11 protein-coding genes and 2 pseudogenes are annotated in these 14,111 nt (G+C 58.6%); 5 read left to right on the forward strand and 8 right to left on the reverse strand.

Annotation, left to right across the window (positions count from 1 at the left end):
• The 8 genes and pseudogenes from HA41_RS18445 to HA41_RS18480 all read right to left on the reverse strand — a co-directional run.
• The coding region (locus HA41_RS18445) for a serine/threonine protein kinase (RefSeq protein WP_094121982.1) at positions 1-1,070 on the reverse strand (1,070 nt) is incomplete at its 3' end.
• 44 nt (positions 1,071-1,114) lie between these two features.
• A complete protein-coding gene (locus HA41_RS18450; RefSeq protein ID WP_094121983.1) occupies positions 1,115-2,068 on the reverse strand; it encodes a hypothetical protein in 954 nt (317 codons plus the stop codon).
• A gap of 14 nt (positions 2,069-2,082) precedes the next feature.
• Positions 2,083-2,858, reverse strand: a pseudogene (locus HA41_RS18455) (PP2C family protein-serine/threonine phosphatase).
• On the reverse strand, positions 2,855-3,991 hold the full coding sequence (tagH, locus tag HA41_RS18460; RefSeq protein ID WP_094121984.1) for a type VI secretion system-associated FHA domain protein TagH: 1,137 nt from the start codon (positions 3,989-3,991) through the stop codon (positions 2,855-2,857). Before tagH ends, HA41_RS18455 begins: the two are co-directional and overlap by 4 nt.
• A 36-nt stretch (positions 3,992-4,027) precedes the next feature.
• Positions 4,028-4,726: a type VI secretion system-associated protein TagF gene (gene tagF, locus HA41_RS18465; protein ID WP_094121985.1), complete on the reverse strand. Its 699-nt coding sequence runs from the start codon at positions 4,724-4,726 to the stop codon at positions 4,028-4,030.
• A 13-nt stretch (positions 4,727-4,739) separates the two neighbouring features.
• Positions 4,740-6,854 (reverse strand): type VI secretion system membrane subunit TssM, encoded by a 2,115-nt coding sequence (gene tssM / locus HA41_RS18470; protein ID WP_094121986.1) that lies wholly within the window; start codon positions 6,852-6,854, stop codon positions 4,740-4,742.
• Positions 6,854-8,071, reverse strand: a complete 1,218-nt coding sequence (icmH, locus tag HA41_RS18475) for a type IVB secretion system protein IcmH/DotU (RefSeq protein ID WP_094121987.1) — start codon at positions 8,069-8,071, stop codon at positions 6,854-6,856. The genes tssM and icmH overlap by 1 nt, the downstream gene beginning before the upstream one ends.
• Positions 8,072-8,156: 85 nt before the next feature.
• On the reverse strand, positions 8,157-8,648 hold the full coding sequence (locus HA41_RS18480; RefSeq protein ID WP_208612778.1) for an SH3 domain-containing protein: 492 nt from the start codon (positions 8,646-8,648) through the stop codon (positions 8,157-8,159).
• Positions 8,649-9,137: 489 nt separating this feature from the next.
• On the opposite strand from HA41_RS18480, the gene HA41_RS18485 reads away from it, so the two are divergent.
• The 5 genes and pseudogenes from HA41_RS18485 to HA41_RS18505 all read left to right on the forward strand — a co-directional run.
• Positions 9,138-10,346, forward strand: coding sequence for a nitrate regulatory protein (locus HA41_RS18485; protein WP_094121988.1), 1,209 nt, complete (start codon positions 9,138-9,140; stop codon positions 10,344-10,346).
• Between the two features lie 261 nt (positions 10,347-10,607).
• On the forward strand, positions 10,608-11,852 hold the full coding sequence (locus tag HA41_RS18490) for a CmpA/NrtA family ABC transporter substrate-binding protein (protein WP_094121989.1): 1,245 nt from the start codon (positions 10,608-10,610) through the stop codon (positions 11,850-11,852).
• A gap of 11 nt (positions 11,853-11,863) precedes the next feature.
• Positions 11,864-12,736, forward strand: coding sequence for a nitrate ABC transporter permease (ntrB, locus tag HA41_RS18495; RefSeq protein WP_094121990.1), 873 nt, complete (start codon positions 11,864-11,866; stop codon positions 12,734-12,736).
• 10 nt (positions 12,737-12,746) lie between these two features.
• Positions 12,747-13,534 (forward strand): annotated as a pseudogene (locus HA41_RS18500) (ABC transporter ATP-binding protein).
• A gap of 10 nt (positions 13,535-13,544) precedes the next feature.
• Positions 13,545-14,111: NAD(P)/FAD-dependent oxidoreductase (locus HA41_RS18505; protein WP_143807367.1), on the forward strand; the 567-nt coding region annotated here is incomplete at its 3' end.

Here is a 14,111-nt window from a genome sequence, read left to right on the forward strand (position 1 = left end):
AGCAATCCCGGCGACAGCCGGCGTACGGTACGCGGCGTAACCGGCTCGGCGGCGGCGGCACCGTGATTCACCGCCATGATCACCGGGGCTGGCGTCTCGACCGGCTCCTCTTCCACGGCGGCAGGACTCTCGCCCGGCACCGGGAAACTGTTAACCACCGCTTCAACGTCACTGACCGGCAGATCAATCAGCGCCGCAAACGCATCAATGGTTTGCGGACGATCGCCCGGCTTCATCGCCAGCGCGCAGTCAATCGCATGCAGCAGCGGCAGGGAGTACCCTTCTGGCTGGCGTTCAACCAGCGGCTGATAGTTATCTTCAATGCAGCGCACCACGCTGACCGGCGGTGGATTACCGGTGATCAGACTGTGCAGCACGGCACCGAGTGCGTAGATATCGGTCCACGGACCCTGTTCAACCTCTCCCTCTTCGCTGTACTGCTCAATCGGTGCGAAACCGGGCTTCAGCATGATTTCGGTTTCATCGGAGAGATTACCAATCTCTTTGCGCGCCGAGCCGAAATCCAGCAGCACCGGCAGCTGGTTTTCCTGAATCTGGATATTATCCAGTGAGATATCACGATGCAGATAGCCGGCCTGATGAATGGTGCTGATGGCGCCCAGCAGCGGCGGCAGCAGACGACGAATCCAGGCTTCGGAAATCGGCTCCGGGCTGGTGAGCTGCCACTCTTTCAGCGTCATGCCGCTGTAGTAAAGCGTGCCCATATAGGCGGTGCCATTCTGCTCCCAGAAGCGCAACACGTGCAGCAGGCCGGGGTGGTTGAAGCGGGCCAGCAGACGCGCTTCCTGGATAAAACTGTTCAGCCCGGCGTTAAACAGTTTCTGGAAGCGCTCGCCGCGCAGTTCCAGTGTCAAATCCGCCGCACGCACCGCCAGCGAAACCGGCATGTACTCTTTAATGGCGATGGTGCGTTCCAGCTGGTGATCCCACGCACGATAAACGATGCCGAAACCGCCGCCGCCAATCACTTCCTTGATCTCAAACTCGTTGAAGCGGTATCCGTCTGGCAGGGCATTCGGAACCGTTTTCTGATTATCATTTGCCGACATAGTGAACTCTCTGAACACGGCCTGCTCGCCAGGCTGCGCGGTAATTAATTGATGTTACGCCAGGCACCAATGGCAGGATCAACCAGATCCGCGTGCAGGGTGTCGATGAGTAACACATTCACTTTTTGCTGTGGCATGAAATGCGGCGTCCATTGGCCGCGCAAAGTCTCAACCCGCGATTTCACAGCGTCAGCGTCCTGCTGCGCAGCATTTTTATCCATCTTAATCAACAAGGTTCCATTAAAGCGCCAGACATGCTGCCGACTATCAAACGGCAGGACCAGCCAGCTATCGGGCGCCTCTGAACGGGTCACGATCATGCGCTGATTATTCGCCGCAATGACCTCCAGTTTGCTGTCCGGGATGGCCAGATTGGCGATCGGATAGCCCTGATAAAAGGTCACCGCCACTGGCGTCGGATGATCCGGCGTGGCCAGCGTCAGTTCACTTTTGCCTTCGACCCAGCCGTCGGGCGAGCACTGCTGCTTGCTGACATCCGGGATAAACATTGTCTGGGCATTGTCATCCCAGGCGGTACGGAAATGGCAGCCGCTGGGCAGGTCAAAGTGTTGCAGCGGCGTGCTGTTGGCCGGACGTGACAGATCGAGCGGGGCGGCATTACTTGCGCTGGCGCTGGCCGTGGCGTCCGCCATCACAATCGGCCGCCAGTTCTGTAACTTGCTGGCGCTGCCGCTGGCTAATACGCCGCCCTCTTTGTCGGTCATCTGCCACGGCATGACATCCAGCAAGCCGCACTGGTTAGCCAGCAGGGTGCCGACGCGGGGTAAAAAAGTGGTCAGCACCGCCGAATCCTTACTTTTGCCGGAGACAATGCGCAGCGGCAAGGTCTCTTTGCACCAGTCGTCGGGCGCTTTGCTCACCACATTATCGATGTAAACTTCCAGCGCCAGGCTGGGCGAATAGACCACACGATAATTTTCTGCCTGGGCATGAAAGGCGATCAGTAAGGTGGCGATGCCGGGCAACCACAGTTTCATAAGGATCCTTGGAATCAAAAACGAGGCGGCAGAAAGCGCGCCGAATCAGCCAGTGAATAGAGCAATGTCGCTTCTTCCGGCTCACCAATCCAGACCGCCAGTGCGCTGAGATTATCTTTTTCACGTTGCGGCTCACCGCCTGTTCCATCAGTGCCAGCCACTCTTCGCAGGCGTTGACCATGCGCAGTGCCTGTTCCATTTCACCGGTGGTCAGGTTAAGCCAGAATCCATCGGTGCAGACCAGAAACGCGTCACCATCTTCCAGCGCAATCTCCTGCGAAAAACTGACTGCACGCGGCGGTTCAGCGCCGAGCGCATTATAGAGTAAATTACTGTTAATGCCGGTATTTTCATAGCCCGCTTCTTTCAGTTGCTGGGCCAGGCTGTGGTCACGGGTCACCTCATGCAGCACCCCGCGGCGGAAGTGGTAAACCCGGCTATCACCTGCGTGCGCCCACCATGCGCGCTGTTTCTGACGGTCAATAAACAGCGCTGCAAGGGTGGTGCTCATGCGTGCAAATTTAGGATTCTTTCCCTGTGCCTCATGCAATGCAATCCGGCACTGCTCGATCGCCCGACGGGTAAAGTCAGGGGTAAAGTGCTCGCAATGCTGTAGCTGGCTAATCAGGCTGTCACGTACCAGTTGCGCCGCCATCTCGCCGCCGGGCAACCCAGCGACGCCGTCACAGACCAAAAAACAGGCCCGGCGTTCGTCCAGCTCGGCACCGGTGCGATCCTGATTATCATCGCGCAGGCCTTGCTGGCAGCGGCTGGCAAACACAATCTTCATGCTTCATCTACCCGCGTCTGTGAATCTTTGTACTGATTGACCTCCATGTCATAGGCATGCAGGAACGCTTCGCCAAACAGGGTATGGAAATCATCTTCAATTTCGCCGGCGGTACGCTGATAGTTGCGGGTAAAGTAATCCCACAGCGCCGCCTTTTTGGTGCTGGTGAACGGCAGTTTTGGCAGGACGCCGTCGGCACGGGCCTGCTCTTCCAGCCGGGCCGGATTAAACGACTGCAGCATTGCCGCAATGATGGCGCGGATACCGGCAATCATCCCCAACTGATGCGCCTGCAGGTCAACCAGCGCATCGCGTACCGCCTGTTCGGGCGGCATAAAGCCCGGCATCTGACTCTGGTACATCTGCATCAGCACGGTTTTACCAGATGGCAGGATCTTAAAGGGATTATTGGCCTCATTAAGAATCATCGTCATGTCCGCTTTTACCCCGCGCTTGAGGATGGAGCGCGACGACAGCAGCGCTACCGTACCCTGCGAAAACAGGCTCAGCATCCGGCCGGTAATGCGCATCTGTTCTTCATCAATGGGCGTGGCGTGGCCGTTGCTCAGACCCATGCCGTCCAGCAGCGCGGCAATCAGCTTATCCTGATCCTGCGGCTGGGAGGAGAGTGCACGATGCGGCTCGTTGACCTGCGGTTCTATCGCCAGCCGCGCATCATTATGACGCTCGTGTCGCACCGGCGCAGTTTCATTTACCAGCAGGCGATCCTCAACCTCGTGGTGTTCGTGAATGCCTAACGGATTGGCCGGGTGGTCGCTGTTACTGGCAAACAGCGCAAGGGGATCGCTCTGTTCGCGCTGGCAGGCGGGATCGCGTACGTTCAGCACATAGTCACCGATGCGTAACGCATCGCCATGCTTAAGCAACACCTGCATCCCGCGACCGAGCGTGATGCCGTTATGCTCCACCGGCGTCACGCTGCCCTGATTCGTCAGGCGGCACTCGCCGTCGTGGGACAAATGGACCAGCGCCTGCAGACGCGAAATGGTACGCGACTCATCAGGCAGCACCAGATCGTTGTCCTGACTGCGGCCAATGGTGCCACCAGGCGGTTGAAACACGACGGTTTTAACCGGAACATCCGTAGTGCATTGCACAATGGTAAATTGCATGAGTTATCCCAGATTGAACGGCAAACGCAACCGGCCCTACTCAAACATCGGTGGGTAGAGGCCATTACGTCCCGGCTGTGCACCTGCCGCCGGGTTAAACAGTAACGAAAACAGTTGTGCTGTGAGGTTGCCGCTGTGCTTATGGGTCGCGTGGACAAAACCATCACTGCGGTTACTCCACCAGTAGCTCATATGCTGCTGGGGATCGAAACGTTCAGCCACTTCACGCCAGCTCAGCGTGCAGGGCAAATCCTGAAACCCGATCACATCCATAATATCTGAAGGCTGCCTGGCGGGCACCAGCAGCGGCGGCAGCGCCTGGATTTGATGCTCAAGCTGCTCGCCATTAAGCGGCGTCTGTACCGCACGCAGCAGCGTTGCGCCCAGGTCCTGAAACCAGTCGCCGGAAATGGTCAGCTGCGCCGGATGCCACTGGCTGATCGGAAAAGTGTGCAGCGCAAGCAGCGGCCAGGCACGTCCGACGCGATCACAGGAGGGAAGTAAACAGCCCATCTGCACCTGTTGTCGGGTCGGGGTAATCGGTAAGACAAAATTCCATACCGGCGCGCGCAAAAAGTTCGCGGTCACCGCGTCGTCCTGCTGATGCCAGTGCAGTAATCCCTGCTGGAACCAGTGGTTCCACGGGGTGATCTGTTGCTCGCTCAGCCGATGGTGCAGAAAGTCGCCGGTAGACGGCAGCTTGCCATACCAGCCGGGGGCAGTATAAGCAGCCATATTCACCTCACCATTACTCGCTATGCAGGGTCAACCGCTGTGCAGAGTGCGAGGGCGTTACCGCCAGCACAGGGCCTGATTGCCCCGCAATTTTCAGATTATCCGCAAGTTTGCGCATCATCAGTGCATTATCACGCGCATAGGGCGACGACTGAATCTGCTGATCCAGCAACTGACTCAGGTGCCAGTCGAGCTGCTGAAGGTCGCGGGTACTGACCGTGTCGGGCAGCGCATGCTGTAAGTTTTGCAGCAGCCAGGCACGCAAAAATTCACCATCGTAATTACGCGGTTGATAGAGCATCTGATAGGCGCGCAGAGCATTGCGGCTATACGCGTTATCATCGCCTGGGTCATTACGCAGAATATTGGTAATCTGCTGAGCCACGCGCGGCAGCAGTAAAGACTTAAGCGCATTTTGATAAAGCGCCCAGGCCGCATCGCTGACCTGGGTCCCGCGATATAAGCCAATCCGCATAGTAAGCGGCGGATTATCGAGAGAAAAACGGTCAGACAGCGGCAGTTTCACCAGGCTATTAAGAAAGGGTAGCAGATCAAAAATATTATCAGCAGGCTGATGAATGACCTGCTGGCTCTGCTCACGAATAGCCGGTATCCGCGCCTCAACCTGATTCAGGTAGTGCTGATTCTGGTAGTAACTGATGCCCCACAGACTCGACATAATCAGCAGGGCACCGGCCAGTACGCCGTAGCCAATCCAGTGGAACAGCTGATTACGGTATTCCCAGCGTCGATTGCTGCCGGCCAGTCCGCTCTCTTTGAAGATCAGATCGCTCAGCAAATCGCGAATAAAGAAGCTCTGACCTTTGTTACCCGGAATCGGGCTGTTGCGGTTAACGCTGTCCCACGCGGCGATCGAATGGTCACCCGCCGGGCGCAGCTGCAGTTTTCGGCTCAGCTCGCCCATCACCCGGTCAAAAGGCAGGCCTTCCTGCGTACCGCTGGTGAAGAACAGGCCGCGCGGACTCCAGGCAACCGCATCCTGATGATCGGAAAAGACGATGTCGAGGTACTCATTCAGCAGCGGACGCAGCGAGGCAAACTCCTGCGGGAACAGGAAGCATTCAGCTCGCTCATTGAGATCACGCTCCTGCGTCATCTGGTCATCCAGCTGCTGCTGTAACTGCTGCTCCAGCCGCTGAAACTGCTGACCGAAATGGCGATGCCAGTCACCCTTATGCGGCTTACCGAGGTCCCAGTTAAAAGTGAAACCCCAGATAGCATCACGCTTCGCTTTTTCCACCGAACCGAAATAGCTCATAAAGCCTTTCAGCAAGTCGGTTTTGGTCACCATCACATAAACCGGGAAATGGATGCCGGTCTGCTGATGCAGTTCTGCCATGCGTTCACGCAGCGCGCTGGCCTGTGCAAAGCGCGCCTCAGCGGAGTCACTCAACAGATCGGCGACGCTGATGGTCATGATCACGCCGTTAATCGGCTGACGGGTGCGGTAACGTTTAAGCAGGTTAATAAAGCTGTGCCACTCGGCGGCGTCGCGCGCACGCTGGCTCTCCTGCAGGGCGTAACGGCCCGCGGTATCAATCAGCACCGCACTGTCGGTAAACCACCAGTCGCAGTTCCGGGTGCCGCCCACGCCGCGAATCGCATTTTTACCCAGCGTGTCGGTCAGCGGAAAATTCAGACCGGCATTCAGCAGGGCGGTGGTTTTCCCGGCGCCCGGCGCGCCCATCACCAGATACCACGGCAGCTGATAAAGGTAGTTTGAATTGAACCGCGTCAGCAGACCACCAGCATGACGACGGCCAAACTGGGTCCGTTTGAGCTGCATGGCCGCATCGCTGAAGCGCTGGTTGAGCAACTCCTCGGTGACCTGGCGTTCAGCCGGGTCGTCACTGCCGGAGGCCTGCAGCTGGGTCAGTAACCGGCTGTTAAACCAGGCTCGATAGAGTGAGGGGATCAGTTGAAACAGGATCCACAGAAAATAGAGCGCACTGACGGTGAGCTGCCGCGGCAGAATCGGCTCCAGCGGGCGCGATTCGCCCCACGACCAGAGCGGACCGAGCATCCAGACCAGACAGCTCAGCGCCGTGACGCCGATAAAGCTCCACAACAATCGATGCGTCAAAAACAGACGAACGGAAGCGCGCATTATTGTGCTCCTTGATGATTACTGAGCGTTTCGGGCGCGGCAAACAGGGTGATTTCAACGCGGCGGTTACGGGTCCGGTTTTCGCTGCTGTCATTCGGCAGTAGCGGATCGCTGTCGCCGCGACCTTCTGAGCGCACCGTATGGCCATCCGCCAGCTGGGACTGCAGCAACTGGGTGACCGCGCGGGCGCGGGCGAAAGAAAATTCGTAACTGGAGGCAAAACGGCTGTTGTCGACCGGATGATCGTCGGTAAACACTGAGACCAGAATGGTGCCTTTCACATTTTTCATTGCCGTCGAGACGCGAGCCAGCAGAGCGCGGCCCACCGGATTGATCACCGTGCCCTGTTCGGCGAACAGCTTATCCGCCGGGATAATCACTTTGCTGCCGAAGGCGCCGTCGCTGACTTCCAGCTGACCGGCGGCAATCACATCATTCAGACGCTGGCGCAGATCGAGCAGCGCCTGCGGTGAGGAGGGACGACGGCCAGCCGTAATCTGCGGCAATGGGGTCTGGTAGATGGCGCGCAGCAGCGGCTCAGCGGCATTACCCAGTCTCCAGTTGAGACCGCTGTAGATCAGGCAGCCAATCAGCGCCACCAGCATCGCACAGGCCCACAGCGGCACCATCGGGCGGGCGAGGGTGCTGACCAGCGGATGCACCTCCACCAGCGGTGGCTGCGGCGTCTGACGCTGAGCACGCGTTTCGTCAATCAGGCTTTTCAATCGCTTGCGGATGCTGTCGCACTGGGCGCGACCATTTTCACTGCCGCGATAGCGGCCTTCGTAGCCCAGTAGCAGGCAGTAGTGCACTACTTCCAGTAGCCAGAGGTGCTGTTGCGGGCTTTGTGAAATGCGCGACAGCAGCTGAAAAAATTTCTCACCGCCCCAGCTCTCATTGTGGAACGTCACCAGCATGCCGTTGCCAGACCAGACGCCGCGCGTCCCCCACGGGGTTTGCGCCGCCGCTTCATCCAGCGCACTGCAGACGCAGTAGCGTGCGCCGATAATCATCTCAAACGGCAAACCCGCCTGTTTACAACGCTGTTCGAACAGGCGGATCTCATCAATAAGCGACTGGCGTAAGCCCGCGGGATCGTCATGGGTGGCTGACTGACGAATTTGCACCACCGCGTTCAGCAGTGGTGCTGCAGCCTGAAGTAATAGATTCTCATTGCCTGAGGGGGTGACCTCACGCGCAGGGGATTCCACAGTCATTAATTCGTGATCTTCCAGCCAATGGCAAATCCCTGAACCCGCAGCCCAGGACGGTGCTGCGGGCAATATGCGCCGGATTTCATGTTTAGTCTAAGATCCAGGTCGCGGTATCGTTAGTGCGGCACGCTTTACTGGCACCGCCAACGGCGACACAGACCTGTTTCGTTTTGCGGGGACGGGGACGATCGCTCAGCACCGTGGCATCATAACGGCTGCTTTCCACACCCGCTTTTAACGGGACGTAACCGATCATCGGACCGTCAGCCTGGTCAGCAATCGCCAGCCAGTGATTTTCCACCGTGCCTAATACTTCAAACGGTTTACCCGTTTCGAGATAGCGAACCACTTTGCCGCCGTAATCGGGCGTGGTCATCACTGACGCACCATACAGCGCCCGCCAGGTCTGGTTGACCGGTTCAAATTCCGTCGGCGGCGCAACGGCGTGCCGATGAACCAGTTTGACGCCATTAATTTCGCTGGTCACCAGCGTGTCATCAGTGACGGGCGGCGGCGGGGCCTTACAGCCTGCCAGGGTAAGGACCGCCAGCAGTGTTAACGCAAGACTCTTTTTCACCATGTTCCTCGTGATCTCATCAAAGTATCTGCATATTGCCTGGCCCGACGCAGGGGAAGGCCAACATTGGCACCAGAGTGGGCCAACGTTCTGACATTCAAAAAAAGGTCAGATTACATCGGGATAGTACTGTGTTCAGTCTACCTAAGACTTTTGAGAATTCAAACCATTGCACCGACTGCCGATGCGTGATAGCAGGCACTTTACCGCTAAGCCAGGTCGCAGGAAAAGCGCCATGCTTTACAATAGTTAAAGCGAACTGAATTATCGCGAACGCAAACTGGTTGAGAACGTTGTCGCGCATTCTGCCACGCATTGAATTCAATGTGAAACTATTAACTTTTTCTAATCACTCATTACCAGAAAATTTTATCCGTTTGCCTTAAGAATCTTATCAAAATCGGAATTTCCGGGTCCGTCTCATCCCCCCAGGGTGCCGAAAGCGGCACGGCTTTTGCTTAAAAAATGTTTTATGGTGATAAGAGGTGAGCAATGAGAGACGCCCTGACCTGGCTACGTGCATCACGGGAAAGCGATATTGCCAGCCTGCAACGGTTGCTCCAGACCGGACAACTGATTACGGCGGTCAGTGAGCTGGTTCACCAGCTGCAGCGGGAACGCGGGGCCAGTAATATCTGGATCTGTTCTCATGGGCGGCTGTTTAGCACTGAGCGGCTTGCCCGTCAGCAGGATGTCAGCACCTGCCTGCAGCACTTTTATCAGGCACTACCGCCCGCCGTGGCGCAGCCGGGCTACAGCCGCTTCTGTCACCTGATTGCCGCCGCGTTGCAGGCGCTGAGCGAGCTGCCCGCGCTACGACAGCAGATCGCTGAAGAAACGCTGACTCAGGTAACAGCAATGGCGGCGTTTAATCAGGTGATCCGTACCTTACTCAATCTGGTCTTTGAAGCGGCAGACACTGCCAGCCATCCCGATATTTCCCGAGCCCTGATAGCACTATTTAGCTTTATGCAGGGCAAAGAGCCGGCCGGACAGGAGCGCGCCATTGGGTCCGCTGGCTTTGCGGCCGGGCAGTTCACTGCCGACCAGCGCAGCCAGATGGTGGCGCTGATTGCCGCCCAGGAACAGAGCTTCACCACCTTTAGCCAGTTTGCCGATGCCGAAGCCTGTGCCCAGTGGCAGCCGCTGGCGCAGGCCAGCCGGGATATCGAGCGGCTACGGCGCATCGCCTGCACCGGCGGCAACGGCGAAGAATCTGGCGCGCTGAACTGGTTTTCACTGCTCTCTGAGCGGCTCGATCAGATGAAAAGGGTCGAAGATGGTCTCTCCGCGACCCTGATGCGGCGTTGCCGGACCGCGATTGACCAGGCGACATTGCCGCTGACCCCCGCGCAGGGAAACAGCAGTTTTGCGCTCTATGTTTCCGGTGCCGACTGGCTACCCGGTGCGGCCACGCTGGACAGTGATGGCCTGGCACCGCAGCTTGGGCGTTCGGTACTGTCGTTGATTGGCGAACAGCAGCAGCGCTTGCAGCAGCAGGCTGATGAACTGGCCGCCATGCGCGCGTCACTTGATGAGCGCCGGATCATTGAACAGGCCAAGCACTGGCTGATGCAGCAGCACGGTTTCAGTGAACAAGCGGCCTGGCAGGCACTGCGTAAAAGCGCCATGAACCAGAATAAAAAGGTCGTGGAGATCGCACAAGCGGTGCTGGCCGTCGCCGCGACGCTCAGCGCTTAACCCGTAAGAGGTAGCTGCACAACACTTGTGCGCACGCTGCGTCAGAGGAGTGCAAAAACGGTTATTTTTCCACCACTCCTGAAGCAGGAGGCCTGATAGCGCGTGGACAGGGATTCTGGCATGCTGTTTGCTTAACCTTACAGACAGTACGCATTGTTCCTGCCAACGGCGGTGGGGCCAGTGCTTTGGATAAAGGCGTCCATCCGCATGCTTCGGCATGTCGGAGGACGCCTTTTTTTATTCCTGTTCAGGGGCAATATGATGAGCAAAATGCCAGTCTCACGACGCCAGTTACTGATTTCCGGGGCCGCGCTGGGTGCGGCCTGGGTTATCCCGGGATTACGCAATGCCGTCTGGGCGGCGGGATCAGATGCACCCGAAAAAGCCGGGGTCCGGGTCGGCTTTATTCCGCTCACTGACTGCGCGCCGGTGGTGATGGCGTCCGTTAAAGGCTTCGATAAAAAATATGGCCTGAGCCTTCAGGCCAGTAAAGAGGCGAGCTGGGCGGCGGTGCGCGACAAACTGACTTCCGGTGAACTGGATGCGGCACACGTGTTATACGGCATGATCTACGCGTTACAGCTCGGGGTGGCCGGTCCGCAGCACGACATGGCTAACCTGATGACGCTCAACCACAACGGCCAGGCGATCACCCTGTCGAACCAGCTGAAAGCCAGCGGCGTGACCGACGCGGCCAGCCTGAAAAAGGCGGTGGAGAGCCAGGCCAAAGGCAGCCTGACCTTCGCCCACACCTTTCCTACCAGCACCCACGCCATGTGGCTCTATTACTGGCTGGCTAATGCCGGCATCAACCCGTTTGAGGATGTGCGCACTGTGGTTGTGCCGCCGCCACAGATGGTGATGAACATGAAAATTGGCAACATGAGCGGCTTCTGCGTCGGTGAGCCGTGGAACCAGCGTGCCATCAGCGACAACATCGGCTTTACCGCCGCCACCAGCCAGCAGATCTGGCCTGAACATCCGGAGAAAATCCTCGGCACCCGTGCGCAGTGGGTCAAAGAGAACCCCAACACCGCCCGTGCCCTCACGGCGGCGGTACTGGACGCCGCCCGCTGGATTGACGCCTCCGACGATAACCGCCGCGAAACGGCCCAGGTATTAGCCGGACGCGCCTGGATCAATACCAAAGTTGAGACGTTGCAGGGACGGATGCTGGGGCAGTATCAGAACGGGCTCGGTCAGTCGTGGCAGGATGCGCACCCGATGCGCTTCTTTGGTGACGGCAACGTCAGTTTCCCCTGGCTCTCCGACGGCATGTGGTTTCTGACCCAGATGAAGCGCTGGGGGCTGCTGACCCGCGATCCCGATTATCAGGCCGTCGCGCGCCAGATTAACCGTATCGACATCTATAAACAGGCCGCCAGTGCGGTCGGCCAGATTGCACTGCCCGCCACAGAGATGCGCAGCAGTACCCTCATCGACGGCAAAGTGTGGGACGGCAGCAATCCTGCCGCCTATGCCGCCAGTTTCGCCATCAAACGTTAAGAGAGGATGCCATGAAAACTGACGCGCGCGCCCTGGCGCAGCCGGTGCAGACCGACAGCAGTGCCACCGTGATCCCGTTGCAGATTACCCCGAAAGCCGCCGCCAGACCGGCCCGCCTGCGTCCGCTGATCCAGCGGGCTATTCCGGTCGCTGGCGGGATGCTGTTGCTGGTGCTGGTGTGGCAAATCGCTGCGCTGTCGGAGCCGGCTTTTCCAACACCGTACGCTACCTGGCAGGCGGCGCAGATTCTGTTTGCCGATCCGTTTTACAGCAATGGCCCCAACGATCAGGGTATCGGCTGGAACGTGCTGGCGTCACTGCAGCGTGTCGCTATCGGCTTCGGCCTGGCCGCCCTGGTGGGTATTCCTGCCGGTTTTCTGCTCGGTCGCTTTCTGTTTATGGCGCGGATGTTTAATCCAATTATCGCCTTGCTGCGCCCGGTCAGTCCGCTGGCCTGGCTGCCGATTGGCCTGCTGCTGTTTCAGCGCGCTGAGCCTGCCGCCAGCTGGACCATTTTCATCTGTTCGATCTGGCCAATGATCATCAACACCGCCGAAGGGGTACAACGCATTCCGCAGGATTATCTCAATGTGGCGCGGGTGCTGCAGCTTTCCGAGTGGACCGTGATGCGCCGCATCCTGCTGCCGGCGGTGCTGCCCGCCGTGCTGACCGGGGTTCGCCTGTCGATTGGCATTGCGTGGCTGGTGATTGTCGCCGCTGAAATGCTGACCGGCGGACTCGGTATCGGCTTCTGGATCTGGAATGAGTGGAACAACCTCAACGTGGAAAACATTCTGATCGCCATCCTGATTATCGGCGGCGTCGGCCTGTTGCTGGAGCAGGGCCTGATGCTGCTGGTCCGTCGTTTTAGCTGGGATAAATAAGGAGTTCACCATGACACATATTATACGCGTCCAGCAGGTCAGCCAGCGCTTCAATACCGCCAGCGGTGAATTCCTGGCACTGGATAACGTCAGTTTGATATTCACGAAGGCGAAACCCTGAGTCTGATCGGCCATTCCGGCTGCGGAAAATCGACGCTGCTGAACCTGATTGCCGGGCTGAGCCGGCCCAGCAGCGGCGTATTGCTGTGTGATAACCGTGAGATCGGCGGTCCGGGGCCGGAGCGGGCGGTGGTGTTTCAGAACCATTCGCTGCTGCCGTGGCTGACGGCGTTTCAGAACGTTGAGCTGGCGGTACAGCAGGTGTTTAAAGGCAGGCTGAGTAAAGCGGAAATGCAGGACTGGATTGAGCACAACCTGAATCGGGTGCAGATGAGCCATGCGATGCACAAGCGGCCGGGTGAAATTTCCGGCGGCATGAAGCAGCGGGTTGGCATCGCGCGGGCGCTGGCGATGAAGCCGCGTGTGCTGCTGCTGGATGAGCCGTTTGGCGCGCTGGACGCCTTGACCCGCGCCCACCTGCAGGACAGCGTGATGCGCATTCAGCAGGAGCTGAACACCACCATCGTGCTGATCACCCATGACGTCGATGAGGCGGTGCTGTTGTCCGATCGGGTACTGATGATGACCAACGGCCCGGCAGCGCGAGTCGGTGAGATCCTGCCGGTCAATCTGCCGCGTCCGCGTTCACGCGTCGCGCTGGCCGATGAGCCGCGCTATCACCAGCTGCGCCAGCAGGTGCTGCACTTTCTGTATGAAAAACAGACCACGGCGGCGTGAGGATCGCATTATGACGCAACGGCTGCTGGTAATAGGGAATGGCATGGCGGCGATGCAGCTGGTCGAGAGCCTGTTGCAACGGGCGCCGCAGCGTTACGCCATCACGGTGATTGGCCGCGAGCCGCATGGCAACTACAACCGCGTGCTGTTATCACCGGTGCTGGCGGGTGAGATGCGCTTCAGCGAGACCCTGATCCATGCAACGTCGTGGTATCAGCAGCACGGCGTGACGCTGCTGGCGGGCGAAACGGTGCAGCAGGTCAATCTGGCGGCCCGTACGGTGCTGACCGACCAGCGTCAGCTGGGCTGGGACCGGCTGGTGTTCGCTACCGGATCGCAGCCGCGCCTGCCAGTTATTCCAGGCATCGATCGGCCGCAGGTCAGCGGTTTCCGCTGCATCAGTGACGTTGAGCGGCTGCTGGCGGGCCACGGCCCGGTAGCGGTGCTGGGTGGCGGTTTCCTCGGTATTGAGGCGGCGGCGGCGCTGCGAGCCCAGGGACGCGAAGTGACGCTGATTCATCACAAAGGCTGGCTGCTCGATCGCCAGCTGGATGCCAGAGCGGGCGAACTGCTGCTG

Source organism: Pantoea conspicua, assembly GCF_002095315.1.
Lineage (GTDB): Bacteria > Pseudomonadota > Gammaproteobacteria > Enterobacterales > Enterobacteriaceae > Pantoea > Pantoea conspicua.

Coding starts and splice junctions, on each gene's coding strand:
- HA41_RS18450 (WP_094121983.1), bottom strand. CDS start 2,068: ATGAAACTGTGGTTGCCCGGCATCGCCACCTTACTGATCGCCTTTCAT.
- tagH (WP_094121984.1), bottom strand. CDS start 3,991: ATGCAATTTACCATTGTGCAATGCACTACGGATGTTCCGGTTAAAACC.
- tagF (WP_094121985.1), bottom strand. CDS start 4,726: ATGGCTGCTTATACTGCCCCCGGCTGGTATGGCAAGCTGCCGTCTACC.
- tssM (WP_094121986.1), bottom strand. CDS start 6,854: ATGCGCGCTTCCGTTCGTCTGTTTTTGACGCATCGATTGTTGTGGAGC.
- icmH (WP_094121987.1), bottom strand. CDS start 8,071: ATGACTGTGGAATCCCCTGCGCGTGAGGTCACCCCCTCAGGCAATGAG.
- HA41_RS18480 (WP_208612778.1), bottom strand. CDS start 8,648: ATGGTGAAAAAGAGTCTTGCGTTAACACTGCTGGCGGTCCTTACCCTG.
- HA41_RS18485 (WP_094121988.1), top strand. CDS start 9,138: ATGAGAGACGCCCTGACCTGGCTACGTGCATCACGGGAAAGCGATATT.
- HA41_RS18490 (WP_094121989.1), top strand. CDS start 10,608: ATGAGCAAAATGCCAGTCTCACGACGCCAGTTACTGATTTCCGGGGCC.
- ntrB (WP_094121990.1), top strand. CDS start 11,864: ATGAAAACTGACGCGCGCGCCCTGGCGCAGCCGGTGCAGACCGACAGC.